The sequence below is a fragment of the Micromonospora sp. CA-246542 genome, assembly GCF_050942905.1.
Taxonomy (GTDB): Bacteria; Actinomycetota; Actinomycetes; order Mycobacteriales; family Micromonosporaceae; genus Micromonospora.
Genome location: NZ_CP192040.1, coordinates 1,877,304 through 1,895,261, shown reverse-complemented (window position 1 = coordinate 1,895,261; position 17,958 = coordinate 1,877,304). Strand labels below are relative to the sequence as shown.

Below are 17,958 nucleotides of genomic sequence, written 5' to 3'. Positions count from 1 at the left end.
TCTTGCAGTTTCGGTTGACGATATGAGGGGCTAGGTCGGTTTTGTCGGCGCAGAAAGTGCAAGATCGCGGGGAGCGGGGGTGGGTCAGGGGGTCTTGCCGAGCAGGCGGGTGGCCAGGACCGCCGCCTGGGTACGGCGTTCCAGGCCCAGCTTGGCCAGGACGCTCGACACGTAGTTCTTCACCGTCTTCTCCGCGAGGAACATCCTTCCCGCGATCTCCCGGTTGGTCAGGCCCTCGGCCACGTACTCCAGGATCCGCCGCTCCTGCTCGGTGAGCGACTTCAACTCGCGCGGCTGCTCGACGCCGTTGCGGATACGGTCCAGCACCCGCGTGGTGATCGCCGGATCGAGCAGGGACTGCCCGGCCGCCACCCGGCGCACCGCGTCGACCAGGTCGGTGCCGCGGATCTGCTTGAGCACGTACCCGGCGGCACCCGCCATGATCGCGGCGAACAGCGCCTCGTCGTCCTCGTACGAGGTCAGAATCAGGCCCTTGATGGACGAGTCGACGGCCCGGACGTCGCGGCACACGTCGATGCCGTTGCCGTCGGGCAGCCGGGCGTCGAGGATCGCCACGTCCGGCCGCAGCGCCGGGATGCGACGCGACGCCTCCTGCGCGGAGCCGGACTCACCGACCACCTCGATGTCACCGCCGCTCTGCAGCAGGTCGGCCAGGCCACGGCGGACGACCTCGTGGTCGTCGAGGAGGAAGACGCGGATCATCCCTCGTTTCTACAGGCGCCGCACGACGGGTGCACGGGCCGAAGGTCCCGAACGGAGGGACCGACCGTCGGTGGGGCGGTCGGGCCCGGTGGGTCGGGACGTCCGGCCCTGCTCGCCGCCGCCCGATCGGCGGACCGTGGGGGTGTGCCAGCCGTCGCGGCTCGACGGCCGGCCCAGGGGAAGGAGCACCGCCATGGACATCGGCTACACCGCGGACCACCTGCGGACCGCCGCCGCCAGCGCGGTCCGGGCGCCGTCGCTGCACAACACGCAGCCGTGGCGGTTCCGGCTGCGCGACGGCGGGATCGAGGTGCTGGCCGACCCGTCGCGGCGGCTCCCGGCGACCGACCCCAGCGGCTGGGGCGTACGGGTCGCCTGCGGTGCGGCCCTGTTCAACCTGCGGATCGCGTTGGCCGTGGCCGGCGTACCCGCCCGGGTGCGACTGCGCCCGGACCCGGCCGAGCCGGATCTGCTGGCCCGGCTGGTGCCGGACCTCCCGCGCCGGCCCAGCCCCACCGAGCGGAGCCTGCACTCGGCCATCCCCCGCCGGTTCAGCAACCGGCTCCCGTTCTGGCCGGACCCGGTGCCGTCCGACGCCCGCTGGCGGCTCGGCGAGGCGGCCCGCGCCGAGGGGTGCTGGCTGGAGCTACTGGTAGGGGTGAGCGCCGTGAACGCGTTCGGCGAGATCGCCCGCGGCGCGCACCGGGTGCTGGAACGCGACCCGGCGTACCGCGCCGAGCGGGAACGGTGGCTGCGTCACGAGTCCGCGCCGGACGGCGTACCCACCTCGGCCGGCGGCCCGCAGCACGAGCCACAGGATGTGCTGCCGACGCGCGGCTTCGGCGGTCGCGACCGCGCGCCGGGGCGGGACTTCGAACCCGAGCCGCTGGTCGGGGTGCTCGGCTCGGTCGGCAACACCGCCATCGACCAGGTGGTCGCCGGCCAGGCCCTACAACGGATGCTGCTCACCGCCGTCGACGCCGGGTTGGGCGCGTCGATGTTGTCCCAGCCGATCGAGGTGCCGACGGCGCGGGAGCAGCTACGCGTATCGCTGGGGCGGTTCGGCACCCCGCAGATGGTGCTGCGCGTCGGGTACGGCCAGCCGGGCCGACCCACCCCGCGCCGGGAGGTCGACGAGGTGCTGGACCTGCCGGTCGTGCCGGCCTGAGACTCAGTCGGCGAGCAGTCGGTCCAGTGGGCGGGGCACGCGATCCGGGTCGAGCGCCCGCACGAGCGCCTCGGCGTAGCGCGCCTTGCGCCCGCTCATGGTGCCCAGAAAACGACGCAGTTGCCGCTCGATCGACCGGCCACGTTGGGCCGGCTGGTTCTGGAAGACGCGGAACCGGGCCAGGTCCCGCTGGTCCGCGATGACCCACTGCACGCCGTCGCTACCCAGCGCGCGGATCAGCTCGTCCTCCAGGTCGGTAACGCAGACCCCGAAACCGAGCGCCTCCATCGCCGACCGGTCCAGGGCGGCACCGAAGCCCGCCTGCTCCAGGCCACGGCGGAAGAAGCCCTCCTCGGCCTCGTCGCACAGCCCCCGTACCGCGACGGCGAGGCCCTGCGACCCGAACAGCCGCAGGTACCGGGCGACGCTCATCGCGCCGCCGAGCGGCACCACGCAGACACCCTCAGCGGCGAGGTCACGGTGCCGGCGCTCCGCGAGTGCCTCCACCGCGCGCTGGTCGCTGACCCCCTCGACGAGGACGACCGTACGCAGACCGGCCGCCGACTCCCGGGCCGCCGCGGCGGCCGTCGCGGCGTCGGGACCGCCGGCTGCCCACAGGTGTACGGCGGCTCGGAAGCGGTCCGGCTCGGGCACGGGACCGAGTCTCGCAACGCTTGGTCCACCCCGCCACCGGTTAACGGCTGGTGGTCAGGGGTCGGCCGGGGTGAGCCGGCCCTCGACGACGATCTGGAAGGGCGTTCGACGGCGCATCCGGGCGCATTGTCCGGGCCCCGACGACGTCACTCATCGGCCGTTCCCGGGATCGCGGCGCGGCGCAGGACCGCTACGGCGCGGGGCGCCAGGACGGCGGTCCCGGAGCCGAGCCGTTCGCCGTCGACGGCGGAGATGTCGAGGGGCTGCCCGGTACGGTTGATCAGGAACCAGTACGGTCCGCGTACGGCCAGTTCGACGCGACCGCGCAGGCCCGGCGGGAGTTCGCTGTCGATACCGGCCCGCTTCGCCAGGTCGGCCAGGACGACGGTGAGCCCGGCGGGTCGCAGGCGGGTGGAGACGTAGGCGGCGGATCCGGACCCGACGGCCCGACGGGTGATGGCCGGACGGCCGGTCTGGCCGCCCTGGCGGTACCGGGCCAGGACCTCGGTCGCGGGGTCCGTGAGGTCGATGCGGTCGGTCCACAGGCTGCCCACCGTGCCGTTGTCGAGCTCGACGCTCTGCTCGTCGGACAGGGGGCCGAACTCCTCGATCCTGATGCCGAGCAGATCGCGCAGGGCTCCCGGGTAGCCGTCGAGCCAGACGTGGTCGTGCTCGTCGACGATGCCGGAGAAGTAGGTGGTGACGAGATGCCCGCCGTCGGCGACGTAGCCGCGTAGCCGGTCGGCGAGCGCTCCGGGCACGACGTGCAGGATCGGGGCGACGAGCAGACCGTAGCGGTGCAGCGGCGCGTCGACGGGAACCACGTCGGCGCGGATACCGAGTTCGAGAAACGCCGTGTACCAGTCGAGGGCCTCCTGCCGGTAGCGGAGCCGGTCGCTGGGGTGCGCGTCGTGCTCGGCCGCCCACCAGGACTCCCAGTCGAAGACGATGGCCGCGCCGGACGGCCGGCGCGTCGTGCCGGCCACCTCGGCGAGGTCGCGCAGCGTGGCACCGAGATCGGTGACGGCGCGGAAGATGGTGCTGTCGACGCCGGCGTGGGGCAGCATCGCCGAGTGGTACTTCTCGGCGCCCGCCGCGGACTGCCGCCACTGGAAGAAGCAGACCGCGTCGGCGCCGTGGGCGACGTGCGTGAGCGAGTCGCGGGCCATCTCGCCGGGCCCCTTGGCGACGTTGATCGGCTGCCAGTTGAGCGCGCTGGTGGAGTGCTCCATGAGATACCACGGCCGCCCGCCGGCCAGGTTCGAGGTGAGGTTGGCGGAGAACGACAGTTCGTCGTGCGCCTGCGGGCCCGGCGTCGTGTAGTGGTCGTTGGCGACGAAGTCGACCTCGGCTGCCCAGTCGGCGTAGTTGAGGGCCTTGGACCAACCCATGACCATGAAGTTGGTGGTGACGGGAACGTCCGGGGTCACTTCGTACAGCACGGATCGTTCGGCGCGCAGGTGGTCCTTGAGCGCGTCCGAGGAGAACCGCTTGAAGTCCAGTTGCTGCGTCGGGTTGGGGTGCGTGGTCGCCCGCCGTGGCGGCAGGATCTGCGCCCAGTCGCTGTACCGCTGCGACCAGAACGTGGTCGCCCAGGCCCGGTTGAGGGCGTCCAGGGTGCCGTATCGGCGGCGCAGCCAGTCCCGGAACGCGGTCGCGGCGTCGTCGGAATAGTCGTAGGCGTTGTCCCCGCCCAGCTCGTTGTTGACATGCCAGGCGGTCAGCGCCGGGTGGTCGCGGTACCGCTCGGCGAGTGCCCGGGTCAGTCGGAGCGCATGCAATCGGAAGATCGGCGAAGTCGGCCGCCAGTGCTGGCGGGCGCCGGGCCAGATGGTGCGGCCGTCTCCGTCGACGGGCAGGATCTCCGGGTGCATCGTGGTCAGCCAGGGCGGCGGGGACGCGGTCGCGGTGGCCAGGTCGACGGCGATGCCGTGGGCGTGCAGCAGGTCCATGACGTCGTCGAGCCACCCGAAGTCCCACACGTCCACCTGCGGCTGGATCCGGGCCCAGGAGAAGATCGCCAAGGAGACGATGTTCACGCCGGCCACCTGCATGGCCCGGACGTCCGCGTCCCAGATGTGGCGTGGCCACTGCTCGGGGTTGTAGTCGGCGCCGAACGCGAGGCGGCTCCGGGACGGGTCCGATGGCCAGCGCAACCATCGACGATTGTGCTGCGGCTGCATGCCGGCTCCTCTTCCGCGGTGCTGTTGATGGTGACGTGGGTCCGGTCCCCGCCGGCCCGGCTGCGCCCCGCTCACCCGCCGAGCGGCTTGGCGGCGAACCTCAGCTTCTCGATCTCATGGAAGGCCTGGCCCCCTTCGTGGCCGTTGAACGGGTAGACGCGGATCTCCTTCGGTCCGGCGTAGTGGTTGTACGAGGCGTACACGGTCGACGGCGGACAGGCCGCGTCCATCAGCCCGACGGAGTACAGCGCCGAGGCGCTGGCCCGCTTGGCGTGGTTGACCGTGTCGAAGTACGACAGCGTCCGCATCACCTGGTCGCGTTGGTCCCGGCGGACCTTGAGATAGCCGGTGATCTCGGCGTACGGCGAGGCGTCGGTGATGGTCAGCGCACGGGCGAAGTCGGCCAGGAACGGAACGTCGGGCATGGCGGCCACCAGGCCCGAGGTGAGGCCGGCCACGGCGGTGGCGATCCCACCGCCCTGGCTGGTCCCGGTGACGGCCACTCTGCCGGCGTCCACCTCGGACAGTTTCCGTACGGCGTCGATGGCACGGACCCCGTCGGTGAAGACCCGGCGGTAGTAGTAGGTCTCCGGACTGGCGATGCCCCGGGTGGTGAAGCCCGCGATCGCGGGGTCACCAACGGGGTCGGGATCGGGTGTGTCCCCCTTGGGGCCCTTGGCGCCCTGACCCCGGGTGTCCATGATGAGGTGGGCATATCCGGCCATGGCCCACAGCGGTCTCTCATGCGGCAGGCCGCGGCCACCGCCGTATCCGACGTACTCCACCACGGCGGGCAGTGCACCGGTGCGGGTGACGGGCAGGTGCAGCCATGCCTTGACCGGGTTGCCGTCGTAGCCGGCGAAGGTGACGTCGAGAGTGTCGATCAGTGCGAGGCCGTTGTCGACCGGCGTAGCGGTGAGATCCAGAGAATGGGCGCGCGCGTCCTGGAGCGTCGCGGTCCAGAAGCTGTCGAAGTCCTCCGGCTCCACGATCGCGGGCCGGTAGCTGCGCAGACGGTCTTCGGGCATGTCGAACAGTGCCATGGCATCTCCACGGTGGCTGGTTGGTCAGAAGTCGAATGGGTCGTCACCACTCGGTGAACGCGCCGTCCGGGCCGCGCCAGACGGGGGAACGGAAGCGGTGGCCACGTTCCGCCGCCGCGCGCACCGCCTTCTCGTCGACCTCGATGCCGAGGCCGGGTGCGCCGAGACGCTCCACGTGCCCGTCACGCAACCGCAGGACGTCGGCGTCGACGAGATAGTTCAGGCCGTCCTGGCCGTTGTTGTAGTGGATGCCCAGGGCCTGTTCCTGGATGAGGAAGTTGGGAATGGCCAGGTCGATCTGCAGGCATGCGGCCAGGGCGATGGGGCCGAGCGGGCAGTGCGGTGCCAGGACGGCGTCGTACATCTCGGCGACCGCCGCGATGCGCCGGACCTCGGAGATGCCTCCGGCGTGCGAGAGGTCGGGTTGGACGACGGCCACGCCGGCGTCCAGGACGTCCCGGAACTCGCGCCGCGTGTAGAGCCGCTCACCGGTGGCGATCGGCAGGGCGGTCGCCGTGACGATCCGGGCGATGTCGCTGGAGTACTCCGGCCGCAGCGGTTCCTCGACGAACAGCGGCACGTACGGCTCCAGCAGCGGCAGGAGGCGACGGCTGGCGGCGATCGAGGCCCGGCCGTGCAGGTCGATCGCCACGTCGTGGTCGGGGCCGATCGCGTCGCGGACCTTGGCCAGGAGATCGACGACCGATCTCAGGCCCGCCGGTGTGTCCAGGAACGCCATCGCGCCCGGCGGTGCGATCTTGACGGCGGTGTATCCGGTCGCGATCGCCGCCGCGGCGTTCTCGGCGACCTGCTCGGCGGTCTCGCCGTACGCCCAGCCGTACATCCGCACGCGGTCGCGTACCGGCCCGCCGAGCAGTTCGTGGACCGGCGCCCCGCGGACCTTTCCGGCGATGTCCCACAGCGCCTGGTCGATGCCGGCGACGGCGCTGGAGAGTACGGGGCCGCCGCGGTAGAAGCCACCGCGGGTGAGGACCTGCCAATGGTCTTCGATGCGCATCGGATCGCTGCCGATGAGCAGGTCAGACAGCTCACCGATGGCGGCCTGGACGGTCTCGGCGCGGCCTTCCACGACCGGTTCGCCCCAGCCGACGACACCGTCATCGGTGGTGATCTTCAGAAAGAGCCAGCGGGGCGCGACGAGAAAGGTCTCCAGACGGTCGATCTTCACGGCGCCACGATCCCGCCGTCGAGGTGCCGAACCTGGGCCGACCACCGTTCGTGGAGGTGCTCCACGGGCGGGTACTTGGCCGCCTCCGCCTCGTCGAGGTCGATGCCCCAGCCGGGCGCGTCCGACGGATAGAGGAAACCGTTGCGGGGTGCGAGCGTGCCCGGGAACACCGCGTGGACGTCGGGTGCGTACTCGTGGCCCTCCTGAACGACGAACGCCGCGCTGGTCACGTCGAGCGCGACGTTCGCCGCCGCGCCGATCGGGGACACGTCGGCCGGCGCGTGCCAGGCGGTGCCGACACCGTGGAGCTCGCACAGGGCGACGAGTTTGCGCGCCGGGCTCAGGCCGCCGATCGAGGAGATGTGCAGGCGCAGCAGATCGACGCCGCCACCCGTCACGAGCCGGGCCGCGTCGGCCACCGACGCCACCTGTTCCCCGACGGCGATGGGCATGGGCGCGGCCGCGCGGACCTCGCCCAGCCGGTCGTAGAACTCCGGCGCGATCGGATCCTCCAGGAAGAACAACCGGTACTCCTCGAGCTGGCGGGCAAGTCCGACAGCCTGCTTGACGGTCAGCCGGGAGTGGACGTCGTGCATCAGGTGCGGCTCGGGCCCGAGGGCCGCGCGGGCCTGCGCGAACAGGTCCGGTGTGTCGCGCAGGTAGCGGTGCACGTCCCACCCGCCGGGATGCGGCGTTCCGGGGTACTCGCCGGGCGTGGCCGGAGCGCCGTAGGTGCCGACACCGGGGCTGCCGACCTGGAGCCGGACGTGCCGGTAGCCCCGGTCGAGCAGGGCGCGGGCCTGCTCCAGGGTGGCGTCGACGGTGGCCCCGCCGGCGTGCAGGTACGTGTCGGCCGCCGCGCGGACCCGCCCGCCGAGCAACTCGTAGACCGGCATGCCGGCCCGTTTGCCGGCGATGTCCCACAGCGCCTGGTCGACGCCGGACAGGGCGTTGTTGGTGACCGGACCGCTGCGCCAGTACGACGAGAAGTGGACCATTCGGAAGATGTCCTCGATGTCGGCCGGATGGCGGCCGACGAGCAGCGGCGCGACATGACGGTCGACGGTGGCGGCGACCGCGTGGAACCGCTGGGTGAACGTCGCGCATCCGAGCCCGTACAGCCCGGGATCGTTGGTGTCGACCCGGACGACGACGAGCGGCACGCCCTCCGGGGCGGTGACGATCGACCGGACGCCGGTGATGCGTAGCCGGTCTCGGCCGGGCCAGGGTGCCTGCGTCTCCGGCATGGGATTGAGGGGCACGGACGTGGTCTCCTGTTCGAGGATCGTTGCGTGGATGGACTGCGACGGCGGACCGTCAGGCGTAGGCCCGCACGGCGATCAGCTGGGCCGAACCGGTGCCGTTGGTGGCGGTGACGACGACCCTGATCCGGTCGGTCACGATCGGGGCCGCGAGACTGTGCGTGCGGCGCCGCTGCCGGTTGTCGGCCACCGACACGAGCGGCTGCCAACCGGTCCCGGCGGCGCGGGCCTCGATCCGGTAGTCGCGCACGAGCGTCGGCATGAGCGTGAACGGCATCCGGTGGTGGGGCAGGTTGATCAGGTCCTCGTTGACGTCGTCGTTGGCGATGACCTCGACCCGGCTCACCGTCACCGGCTCCGCCCAGGTCAGCTGCAACCACGGCTCGCCGTGCGTGGCGAGGGGCCGCGACATCCACAGGTGCGGTCCCGCGAAGGGGCGCAGGTACCCGTCGACCACCTTGTCGGCGGAGTAGGCCGCCGTCGGACCGGTGCGCAGGCAGAAGGTCCGGCGGCGCAGGGGCGTGCTCTTCCACTCGAGCACCGGCTGCCGCTCGTCCCGGTCCGTCTTCGGCGGTACGTGCGACAGGGACAGGACGCCGGGGACGGTCGTGTCCGCGACGTGCAGGGTCACGGGGGGGTTGGCCCGTACCCGCAGGAAGGCGTTGCGCGCGGTGGGCGGCGTCCACGCCAGCGGGACGCGGACCCATTGCCGCCCGCCCGCTCCGACCGGGACCTCCACGGTGTCGATCAGCGTTCCCGGTACGTAGTTCTGTCCGCGGCCGGGGTCGTAGAGATCCACCACGAGCGTCGTGGCCTCGGCCGCGTCGACGAGGAGTTCCGGCCCCGCCAGGGCGGGATCGACCGGCAGCACGATGCCGGCGTCGGCGGTCAGCGGCCACTGGGCACCCGGTCCGGTCACCTCGATCCCGTCCAGCGTCGAGGACGCCGTCACCACCGCCGTGCGGGCCTGATCGGTGGGGTCGGCCGCGGCCACGCCGATGAGCGACGCGTCGGAGCGCAACAGGGTCTGCTGGAGGTGACCCGCGTCGAGTTCACGTGGGGCCACCTTTGCGTCGAGACACAGGGCGGCGGCGGTTCCCGCCGCCTGGCCCAGCGTCGCGCAGGTGGCCATCACCCGGGTCGACCCGAACGCGATGTGGCTGGCCGAGACGTTGCGTCCGGCGAACAGCAGGTTCGTGGTGTTCACCGAGTACAGGCAGCGGTAGGGGATGGGGTAGACGCCGTCCGGATGCAGGTGTTTGGAGGCGGCCTCCGTCGCGTACATGCCCTGCGGGGGATGCATGTCGATGGACCAACCGCCGAAGGCGATCTGGTCGGGGAACTCCCGCTGGCCCATGATGTCGTTCTGGGTCAGCACGTAGTCGCCGATGAACCTGCGGTACTCCCGCTTGCCGGGGACGGCCCCGACCCATTCCAGGGTCATCGTGTCCGCGTCGAACCGGCCCGAGTTCTTGATGTGGTCCCAGATGCCGTAGATGACCGACCACAGTTCGTCCCGGATGACGTCGTTGTCGTGGACGGTGTCCAGCTCCCCGCCGTACTCGATCCACCAGTACGCGGTGCCGTTGTCACCGGCCCGGATGATGCGTCGCTGCGGGATGCTGGTCTGCGTGATGTCCTTGGCGAACGACGGCGGCACGTAGGTGACCGGCTCACCGGCGTCCTTGGTGTAGAAGAGCAGGGTGCTGCCGAGGGTGATGTCGTCGGCCTCGTCGGGCGCCCAGGGTTCGCCGTACTGGCCGCTGGCCTCGCGGCCGATGCGGTACTCGGCGCCGGCCAGGTGTCCGACCAGTCCGTCGCCGGTGCAGTCGAGGAAGATCGGCGACGAGAAGTGGATGAGCCGTTCCGAGCCCATCATCCATCCGGTGACGGAGTGGATCTGCCGCGCCTCGGGCGGCCCGTCCGCGTCGACGTCACGGACGTCGGTGTTGAGGTACAGGGAGATGTTCGGTTCCGCCCGCACGGCGTCGAGCACGACCGTGTCCCACACGTACGGGTTGCCCTGCGGGTTGCGGTACTGGTTCTCCACGAACAGCTCACCCATGATCCCGCCTTCGCGGGCGTAATGGTTGTCGCCGTGGCTCGTGGCGCCCACCACCCAGACCCGCACCTCGCTGCTGGAGTTGCCGCCCAGCACCGGCCGGTTGTTGATCAGCGCGACCGTCCGGCCGAGGCGGGCGGCGGCGATGGCCGCGCACACACCCGCCAGACCACCGCCCACCACGGTGATGTCGTGTCCGGCGTGTTCAACACGCATGGTGATGAGCCTCCGTCGGTGTCACTTGAGCCCCGTGCGGCTCAGTGCGGACAGGAACTGGCGCTGGAACACGAGGAACACGATGATCATCGGTACGACCGAGGAGGTGGCCGCGGCCATCGACAGGCCACCGGCGAGGCCGCCGTCGCCGTCGACGAAACGGGTCAGGCCGACGGGGAGCGTGTAGTTCTCGTCGGTGGAGAGCATGATCAGCGGCGTCTCGTAGCTGTTCCACGACCAGACGAAGCCGAGAATCGCCAGTGCGGCGAGGACGGGCTTCGCCATCGGCAGGTAGATACGCCAGTAGATCGACCACTCGCCGGCACCGTCGATGCGCGCGGCCTCGGCCAGTTCCCCGGGTACGACGGAGAAGTGCTGGCGCATCAGGAAGGTGCCGAAGACGGTGAACATGCTCGGCAGGATCAGCGCCCACAGGGTGTCGTACAGGCCGACGGCCTGGAAGAACATGAACCGGGGCACGAGCAGCAACTGGGTCGGCACGATCGAGGTCGCGATGTAGAGCAGGAAGAGGCGGTCGCGACCCTTGAACCGCATGCGGGCAAAGGCGTACCCGGCCAGGGAGGACGTGAACAGCTCGCCGGCGACGGCGACGGTCGCCACGATCAGGGAGTTGGCGAAGTAGCGCAGCAGGGGTGGGTCGCCGGCCCACACGTCCGCGTAGTTGACCCACCGAACCGGGTCGGGAATCCACGTCACCGGAAGCGTGAACACGTCGATGTTGCGTTTGAGCGAAGCCGAGATCATCCACAGCAGCGGGAGGGCGAAGAGCACGGCGATCGCCCACATGACGACGCTCAGCAACCAGGTGCGCAGGGTCCGGTCAGTACGGCTGCGGGTCATGTGTAGAGCCCTCGTCCCTTCTGGAACCGCCACAGCACCAGCGTCAGCAGCAGCACCGCGGCGAACGTGACGACGCCGATCGCCGCGGCGTAGCCGAACTTGTAGGCCTGGAATCCGGACTGGTACATGTAGTAGGCGAGCACGGTGGTGGACTCCCCCGGGCCGCCGCCGGTCAGGAAGGCGATCAACCCGAACCCCTGTGACGTGCCGATGAACGACGTGATCGCCAGGAAGACGGTGGTCGGCATGAGGCTCGGCCACGTGATGGTGCGGAACCGGCGCCACGCGCCGGCGCCGTCGATCATCGCCGCCTCGTGCAGGTCCTGGGGCAGTTCCTGGAGAGCGGCCAGGTAGATCACCGCCTGGTAGCCCATGCCGGCCCACACCTGGATGAGCACGAGCGCCGGCAGAGCCCAGTCCTCGGACACCAGCCAGGTCGGCGGCTCGGACAGACCCAGGAACCGCAGGGCCTGGTTGAGCAGCCCGGCGCTGGGGTTGAGCACGAGCAGCCAGACCATACCGATGGCGACCGTGTTGACCATGCTGGGTACGAAGAACACGACCCGCAGCGCGGCCCGGCCGACCAGCGGTCGGTTGAGGGCCAGCGCGAGCAGCAGGCCGAACGCGATCGACAGCGGAACGCCGAGGCCGGCGAAGAACACCGTGCGGCCCAGGGCCTTCCAGAACTTGGGGTCGGCGAACAGCTCGGTGAAGTTGTCCAGGCCCACCCACTCGATCCCGCCCAGGCCGGACAGCACGTTCCAGCGGGTGAACGCGATGCCCAGCCCGGCCAGCATCGGACCGAGGGTGAAGGCGATCAGTCCGATGAGATTGGGGGCGATGAACACCCACGGCAACCAGGAACGGACCCCGGCGGGCCGGCGCTTCTTCTCCCGTACGACGGGCGGTACCGGTGACCGGGCCGACCCAACCAGAGTCTGCATGTGTCTCTAGGCCGCCTTCTTGATGGCGGCGTCGCACTGTTCCCTGGCGGTCCGGGCCCACTGGTCGATGCTGATGTTCCCGAGCAGGACCCGCTGGTTGAGCCCGTTCATGATCGTGGAGATCTCCGCGTGCGCCGTCTGGATGGCGTCCACGGGAATCCGCGCGTCCGAGGTCAGCAGGTTGGTGACCAGCGACTGCTCGTCGAACAGCTTCGCGGCGTCGGGTCCGCCCAGATCGGCGGCCAGTTTGGCGGTGTCGCCCCCGGGCAGCGACGGGAGCCGGCCGCCGGGCACCATGTGTGCCGCGCCTTCGCCGAGCCAGAACCGCAGGAGCGTGAAGGCGGCGTCCTGGTGCTTGGACTTCTTGGTGATGGCCACGTTGTCGCCGTAGGCACCGGTGTTCCAGAACTGCGCGCCCTTCTGCGGCGCCGGCATCGGCAGCAGGACGGTCTTGAAGTCGTGCGGATACTCCTTGGTGTCCTTGATGTAGCGCATGACGAACGGCTGGGAGATCCACATCGCGACCTTCCCCGTGAGGAACGGAGTCTGGGCGAACGCGTCCCACTTCTGGGCGACGATCTCGGTCATCGGCACGGCGGACTTTTCGGCCATCATGTCCAGCCGGAGTTGGAAGTTCTGCCGGAACGCCGGGTGGTCGAAGTTGGACTCGCGGCCGCCGGCCTTGTAGGTGAAGTCCGGCCCGAGCTGCTGGCGGGCAAGGTCCGGCGGGATGAGACACCCGTACACGCCGTTGCCGGACAACTGTTTCGCGATCGCGCGGAAGTCCGCGGTCGTCCAGTCCGTCGGGACGGTGACGCCGGCCTTGTCGAGCAGGCTCTTGTTCGCCAGCACCGTCTCCACGCTGCGGCTGGCCGGGGCGGAGTACGCCTTGCCGTCGAAGAAGTAGTTGCTGGCCGGATTCGCACCGGGGGCGAAGGCCTTCAACACCGGGTCACCGGCGAGCTGGTCGGTGAGGTCGGTGAGCAGACCCGCCTCGACGCGCTTGGCCAGGGCCGAGCGCGCGTACGACACGACCACGTCGATGTCGAGACCGCCCTGCAGCGCGGTGTCGAGCTTGAGGTTGCCCTGGTCGTCGTTGACGAAACGGGTGTACTTGACCTTGATGTTCGGGTGCTTCGCGGTGAACGCGGCGAACAGGGCGTCGGGGCCGTTCTCCGCAGGCACTCCGCCCCAGACGTTGAGGGTCACCGTGCCGGCGTCACCGGACTCGTCCTTGCCGCAGGCCGCGAGGAGGGCGGCGGACCCCAGTCCGGCCGCGCCCGCGAGCAGGCGCCGGCGGCTGATCGTACGTGTCATGGCGTCACTTCCTGATCTGAAGATGGTGGCTGCCCGGGTGGGGACAGTGGATAGAGGTGCTCGGGGGTGAAGCCGAGCAGCCGCGTGGCCCGACCGGTGTCGATGGCGACGCTCCGGCCGGTCGATCGCGTCCGCCGGGGCACCCCCGGTAGGTGTTCGTCAAGCAGCGCCTCCGTATCGGTGGCGCTCAGGGTGTCCGGCGCGGCGACGAACACCGCGTGGAATCCCGTCACGGGGGCGGTGAGGGCCAGCAGGCCGGCGCGGGCGGCGTCGCGGGTGTCCAGGTACGCCCACAGTTCCTTGGCCCCCCACGACGGGTGTTCGACGTAGTTGCGGGCGTACTTCTCGAACTGGTCGCCGGGACCGCCGAGCAGCGGCAGGCGCAGCGCGACGACGGTCATCCCGTGCCGGCGGGCCATCATGGCGCCGATCGCCTCGTCGGTCTGCTTCGACAGCGCGTACGGGTCGGCCACCTGCAACGGCAGATCCTCGTCGAGGGGCAGGTAGGCCGGTGTCTGCGGGTGCGGCGACCAGGGCAGACCGGTCACCGACAGGCTGCTGGCGATGACGGCCCGGCGGACGCCCCGCTGAGCCGCCTCCTCCAGCACGGTGAACGTCGCCTGGGTGTTGGTGGTGAACACCTCGTGCGGTGTGCCCAGGGTGGGCGCGGGGATGGCCGCGCAGTGGAAGACGGCGTCGACCTCCGCGAGGGCGTCGCGTACCACGATCGGGTCCCCGGCGGATCCGGTCACCATCCGGCCCGCCCGGGTGTCGCCCGGGTCGTGCAGGTCGAGACCGGTGGTGGGGATGAGTCGGTCGGCGAACAGCGTCAGGGCCGCTCGGCCCAACCGTCCGGCCGCACCGGTGACCAGGACCCGCCGGGGCCCGCTCATGGCGCCATCACCTGCACCGGCCGGAACTCCGCGGTGTTCTTGGCCAGGACGATGCCGCCGCCCCACTGGATCCAGCCGGCCCGGCCGATGCCGTCGTCGTCATCGTTGACCACGAAGGACAGGGCGACCGGTGCGGTGGGCGGACCGCTGAGCCCGAGTGCGGACCAGGGCACCGACACTCGGTAGGAGGTGGTGGTCCCGTTCCGGACGATCGCCGCCGTCGCGCCGGGCGTCGCCCCGGCCACTCCGCCGGCCGGCGGCGTGAAGGTGTACACGGCCGGACCGGTGCCCAGCAGCGCCGCGCCGATCTCGACGCGGGCGGTCGACCGCCCCGGAAGGTCGGGGCTGACCGCCAGTTGGATGGAGTCGCCGTCCCACATGCTGCCGGCCGTCTTCGTCTGGGCGTGGACGTTGTCGGTCACGTCGGCCGTCAACCACAGGGCGTCCGCGGTGCGGGTGAGCTTGACCGTGCCCGACAGGTCCGACGTGCCGCCGTAGGGAACCCGCCGGTAGTCGACCGCGCCGTCGGCCGCCAGATTCACGGGTACGACCGTGTTCTGTCCGTCGGCCTCGATCGGGTTGAAGCCGACGGTCCCACCGGCCCGGAACGCGCCCAACTGTGTCGTGTCGACGCGCACCGACATGTCGTACGACTTCCACGGGACGATCCCCGCGACCGGTATGTCGACCGAGGTGACGGAGTTCGGCGGTACCGGGGCGACGCCGGTCACCGTGCCGCTCTGCGTCCCCACCGTCCACGCGATCTGTGCGACGTCCAGGGCCGTCGCCGACTTGTTGTTGGTGATCTTCACCCGCAGCGACCCACCGAGCGGCCCGACCGACGTCACGATCGGATCGACGGTCGCCACGACCGGATCGGTGATCATCGCGTCGTCGCGCAGCACCATCGACGCCGATCCGCCGGACCCGGCCCGCACGTGTACCGTTCGCGGGCCCTTCACCGTACTGCCGGGAACGGTGACGGTCTTCGTCCCCACCTGCCCGGCCGGCGCGTACACCGCGTAGGTGCTGTCCTCGATCTGGAAGTTGGTCCACGTGCCTCCACCACCGTGGGTCCGGTCCACCTTCAGCGTCACCGGGATGTCGTCGCCGACCGCGACCGTGTCCGGAACCGAGACGGAGTAGACCTTCGGGTTGCTCACCGCGAGGGCCGTCGGCTTGCCCCTGGTGAAGACCGGGTGCTCGGTCAGGTCCAGCGTCACCTTGCCCTGTAGGGGTTCCAGGGTGTTCGACCGGCCGTAGGCGTTGGTGACCGTGACGGGGGTGGTGGTGCTCAGCTCCACCTGCGTCGGTGTGGTCGCCCACATCACCCGGACCGGCGTCTTGCCGGCCCCGCCGGCGAACTCGTACGAGTAGACACCCGAGCCCAGGTTGTCGGCGGCACGGAAATCAAGACCGGCGAGCTGGCGGATCAGCACCGACTGCGTGACCAGCGCCGGCTTCGGGGCGTAGGCGTTCATCCCGAGGTATCCGGGACGGCGCATCACGCCGAAGTTGTACTCCTGGTTCGACGCGGTCGTGCCGTCGTTGAGGAAGTCGTACCAGTAGTAGCGGCTGGCCCCGTTGGCCACGGCCAGGCTCGCCGTGCGGACCAGGTAGTCGCCCTGCTGCAGTTCGGTGACGCCACCGCTGGTATGGGTCGGGTATCCGTTCTCGGTGATGTCGATCGGCATGTCACGACCGTTGTTGTAGCGGCGGATCAGGTCTTTGAACGTCGGGATCAGGGTCACGCCGCGGACCTCCGGCGGGGCCGGGAATCCGTAGAGGTGCGCGCTGAAGCGGTCCATGTACCGCAGCCCGCCGATCTGGAACAGCTCCTCCCACCACGCGGGTCCGCCGCCGGCCGGCGCGACGACCTCGGCCTGCGGGTGGTCGGCCTTGACCTTGGCGTAGGTCGCCTGCAACAGCGGCAGGTAGCACTGCGGGGTACGACCGCACAGGCCGTTGTTGAAGCCCCCGTCGAACTCGTTGTACACCTCGATCTTGTTGGTACCGGAGAGGGTGAGCATCGCCGAGGCGTAGGCGGCGAAGGCGGCGTGGCCCTCCGGCGTGCTCGGCGTCTTACCGCCGTCGTAGAGCGGATTGGCGAACGCCGCGACCAGCAGCGGCTCCATGCCGTTGGCGGCCAGCCCGTTGAGGAACGGGGCGCCGTAGGTGGGCATGGTGTAGGTGCCGGCGGTCTTCTCCACGTGCTGCCAGGACAGGGCGTCGCGGACGTGGGTGTAACCGACCTTCGCCATCGTGGGAATGAGACTGGGCGGGTCGCTCTGGGAGAAGTGGGTCCCGACTCCCCACGGCGCCCCGGGTCTGCGGGCGTCGGCGGGAAGCGCGTCCAGCAGCGCCACCGGCGTGTACTTGGTGACCGGGAGTCCACCCACCTCGGCCGTGACGCCGAGGGTGTAATAGCCGGGCTTGACCGCGGCGAGGTTGACCGTCGCCGTGCCACCGGACACCGCGGCCGTGCCGCTGGCCGCCGGCACCCCCTGCTCGTCGGCAACCGACCAGCTCACGCTGGCCGCGCTGGAGGTCACCGGGATGGTCCGCGGCTCGGATCCGCTGAAGACCAGGTTCGTCGCGGTGATGCGCACCGCCTCGGCGGTGCTGAAGCTGACCGAGACGTCGGAGACGCACAGATCGGTGGCCGACCGGCCGAGCCGGCTGTCCCAGGAGGCGACGCGGAAGTCGGCGCCGGACGGCAGATCGCCCTTGAACTCGGCGTCGGCCAACTGGAAGACGTAGGAACGCCAGACGTTCCCGCCGGTCAGCGGGACGGCGTCGCCGGCTCGGTTCTGCCCCGTGCCGTCGTACTGGATCGTGAAGTGTCCGGGGCCGGCGTCGAAGTAGCTGACCTTGACGAACGCGTACCCGGTGGTGGCCGGCTGTCGGGCGGCGTCGACCCGGAAGTAGAGGAAGTCGTTGGCGATCGGCGTCTGCGTGGTGGTCCAGCAGGGACGGCCGCCCCGCTCGGTGGCCGCCGCGGAGATCTGGCCGGAGGCGTCGCCGGGATTGCCGGCCATGCCGTTCCACTGTGGAGGAGCCGAAAGCACCGCGGAGGCCGCGGCGGCGTCGGCGAACGCTGGAGGCGCGACGCCGATCATGGGCAGACCGATGAGAACGGCCAGTCCGGCCGCGACGTGCGTCCGCCACCTGTGGCGGCGCACGTTCGAGGGTCGTATCAAGTTCGTCACCTCTCGGCTCAGCCACGGTCCGCGCGTTGGCGCATCGACGTCCCGTGACGTGGGCGCGTGGCGAGCCGACCGGCCCGCCACGGTTCGCAGCATGTGGCGCCTTTCCGTCCATGGCGGCAAGCCGCCGGGACCCACCCCGTGATGTGAGAAACCGACCCGGGCAGCACTCATCGCGCCTGCTCTAGCAGGGTCGACTGCGGCGACCAGGCGGGATCGTTGGTCAAGTGCGGCGAG

General features: G+C 70.6%; 13 protein-coding genes. 1 reads left to right on the top strand and 12 read right to left on the bottom strand.

Annotation, left to right across the window (positions count from 1 at the left end; translation table 11 throughout):
* Positions 1–84: 84 nt before the first annotated feature.
* Positions 85–723, bottom strand: coding sequence for a response regulator (locus ACQP0N_RS08880; protein WP_425731936.1), 639 nt, complete (start codon positions 721–723; stop codon positions 85–87).
* 193 nt (positions 724–916) lie between these two features.
* Here ACQP0N_RS08880 and ACQP0N_RS08875 point away from each other — a divergent pair, with 193 nt between their 5' ends.
* On the top strand, positions 917–1,891 hold the full coding sequence (locus ACQP0N_RS08875; RefSeq protein ID WP_433119044.1) for an Acg family FMN-binding oxidoreductase: 975 nt from the start codon (positions 917–919) through the stop codon (positions 1,889–1,891).
* Positions 1,892–1,894: 3 nt separating this feature from the next.
* Here the strand turns inward: ACQP0N_RS08875 and ACQP0N_RS08870 are convergent, their stop codons facing one another.
* The 11 genes from ACQP0N_RS08870 to ACQP0N_RS08820 form a co-directional block, all read right to left on the bottom strand.
* On the bottom strand, positions 1,895–2,545 hold the full coding sequence (locus ACQP0N_RS08870; RefSeq protein ID WP_433119042.1) for a TOPRIM nucleotidyl transferase/hydrolase domain-containing protein: 651 nt from the start codon (positions 2,543–2,545) through the stop codon (positions 1,895–1,897).
* A 146-nt stretch (positions 2,546–2,691) separates the two neighbouring features.
* The gene (locus tag ACQP0N_RS08865; RefSeq protein WP_433119040.1) at positions 2,692–4,728 is read right to left on the bottom strand and encodes a beta-galactosidase; all 2,037 of its coding nucleotides are present in this window, start codon (positions 4,726–4,728) and stop codon (positions 2,692–2,694) included.
* Between the two features lie 71 nt (positions 4,729–4,799).
* A complete protein-coding gene (locus tag ACQP0N_RS08860; protein ID WP_433119038.1) occupies positions 4,800–5,771 on the bottom strand; it encodes an acetylxylan esterase in 972 nt (323 codons plus the stop codon).
* A gap of 43 nt (positions 5,772–5,814) precedes the next feature.
* Positions 5,815–6,960, bottom strand: a complete 1,146-nt coding sequence (gene dgoD / locus ACQP0N_RS08855; protein WP_433119036.1) for a galactonate dehydratase — start codon at positions 6,958–6,960, stop codon at positions 5,815–5,817.
* Positions 6,957–8,222: an enolase C-terminal domain-like protein gene (locus tag ACQP0N_RS08850; RefSeq protein ID WP_433119034.1), complete on the bottom strand. Its 1,266-nt coding sequence runs from the start codon at positions 8,220–8,222 to the stop codon at positions 6,957–6,959. The genes dgoD and ACQP0N_RS08850 overlap by 4 nt, the downstream gene beginning before the upstream one ends.
* 55 nt (positions 8,223–8,277) lie before the next feature.
* Positions 8,278–10,500: an FAD-dependent oxidoreductase gene (locus tag ACQP0N_RS08845; protein ID WP_433119032.1), complete on the bottom strand. Its 2,223-nt coding sequence runs from the start codon at positions 10,498–10,500 to the stop codon at positions 8,278–8,280.
* Between the two features lie 21 nt (positions 10,501–10,521).
* Entirely contained in the window at positions 10,522–11,361 is an 840-nt protein-coding gene (locus ACQP0N_RS08840) for a carbohydrate ABC transporter permease (RefSeq protein WP_433119030.1), read from the bottom strand.
* Positions 11,358–12,305: a carbohydrate ABC transporter permease gene (locus ACQP0N_RS08835; RefSeq protein ID WP_433119028.1), complete on the bottom strand. Its 948-nt coding sequence runs from the start codon at positions 12,303–12,305 to the stop codon at positions 11,358–11,360. The genes ACQP0N_RS08840 and ACQP0N_RS08835 overlap by 4 nt, the downstream gene beginning before the upstream one ends.
* A 6-nt stretch (positions 12,306–12,311) precedes the next feature.
* Positions 12,312–13,622, bottom strand: a complete 1,311-nt coding sequence (locus ACQP0N_RS08830) for an ABC transporter substrate-binding protein (RefSeq protein ID WP_433119026.1) — start codon at positions 13,620–13,622, stop codon at positions 12,312–12,314.
* Positions 13,619–14,515 (bottom strand): NAD-dependent epimerase/dehydratase family protein, encoded by an 897-nt coding sequence (locus ACQP0N_RS08825; protein WP_433119024.1) that lies wholly within the window; start codon positions 14,513–14,515, stop codon positions 13,619–13,621. Before ACQP0N_RS08825 ends, ACQP0N_RS08830 begins: the two co-directional genes overlap by 4 nt.
* Complete coding sequence (locus tag ACQP0N_RS08820; protein WP_433119022.1) at positions 14,512–17,697, bottom strand: sugar-binding protein; 3,186 nt, start codon at positions 17,695–17,697, stop codon at positions 14,512–14,514. The genes ACQP0N_RS08825 and ACQP0N_RS08820 overlap by 4 nt, the downstream gene beginning before the upstream one ends.
* Positions 17,698–17,958: the final 261 nt, after the last annotated feature.

What these genes read in the sequence shown, in the direction of transcription:
- ACQP0N_RS08880 (WP_425731936.1), bottom strand. Translation starts at nt 723, where the DNA reads ATGATCCGCGTCTTCCTCCTCGACGACCACGAGGTCGTCCGCCGTGGC.
- ACQP0N_RS08875 (WP_433119044.1), top strand. Translation starts at nt 917, where the DNA reads ATGGACATCGGCTACACCGCGGACCACCTGCGGACCGCCGCCGCCAGC.
- ACQP0N_RS08865 (WP_433119040.1), bottom strand. Translation starts at nt 4,728, where the DNA reads ATGCAGCCGCAGCACAATCGTCGATGGTTGCGCTGGCCATCGGACCCG.
- ACQP0N_RS08860 (WP_433119038.1), bottom strand. Translation starts at nt 5,771, where the DNA reads ATGGCACTGTTCGACATGCCCGAAGACCGTCTGCGCAGCTACCGGCCC.
- ACQP0N_RS08845 (WP_433119032.1), bottom strand. Translation starts at nt 10,500, where the DNA reads ATGCGTGTTGAACACGCCGGACACGACATCACCGTGGTGGGCGGTGGT.
- ACQP0N_RS08840 (WP_433119030.1), bottom strand. Translation starts at nt 11,361, where the DNA reads ATGACCCGCAGCCGTACTGACCGGACCCTGCGCACCTGGTTGCTGAGC.
- ACQP0N_RS08835 (WP_433119028.1), bottom strand. Translation starts at nt 12,305, where the DNA reads ATGCAGACTCTGGTTGGGTCGGCCCGGTCACCGGTACCGCCCGTCGTA.
- ACQP0N_RS08830 (WP_433119026.1), bottom strand. Translation starts at nt 13,622, where the DNA reads ATGACACGTACGATCAGCCGCCGGCGCCTGCTCGCGGGCGCGGCCGGA.
- ACQP0N_RS08825 (WP_433119024.1), bottom strand. Translation starts at nt 14,515, where the DNA reads ATGAGCGGGCCCCGGCGGGTCCTGGTCACCGGTGCGGCCGGACGGTTG.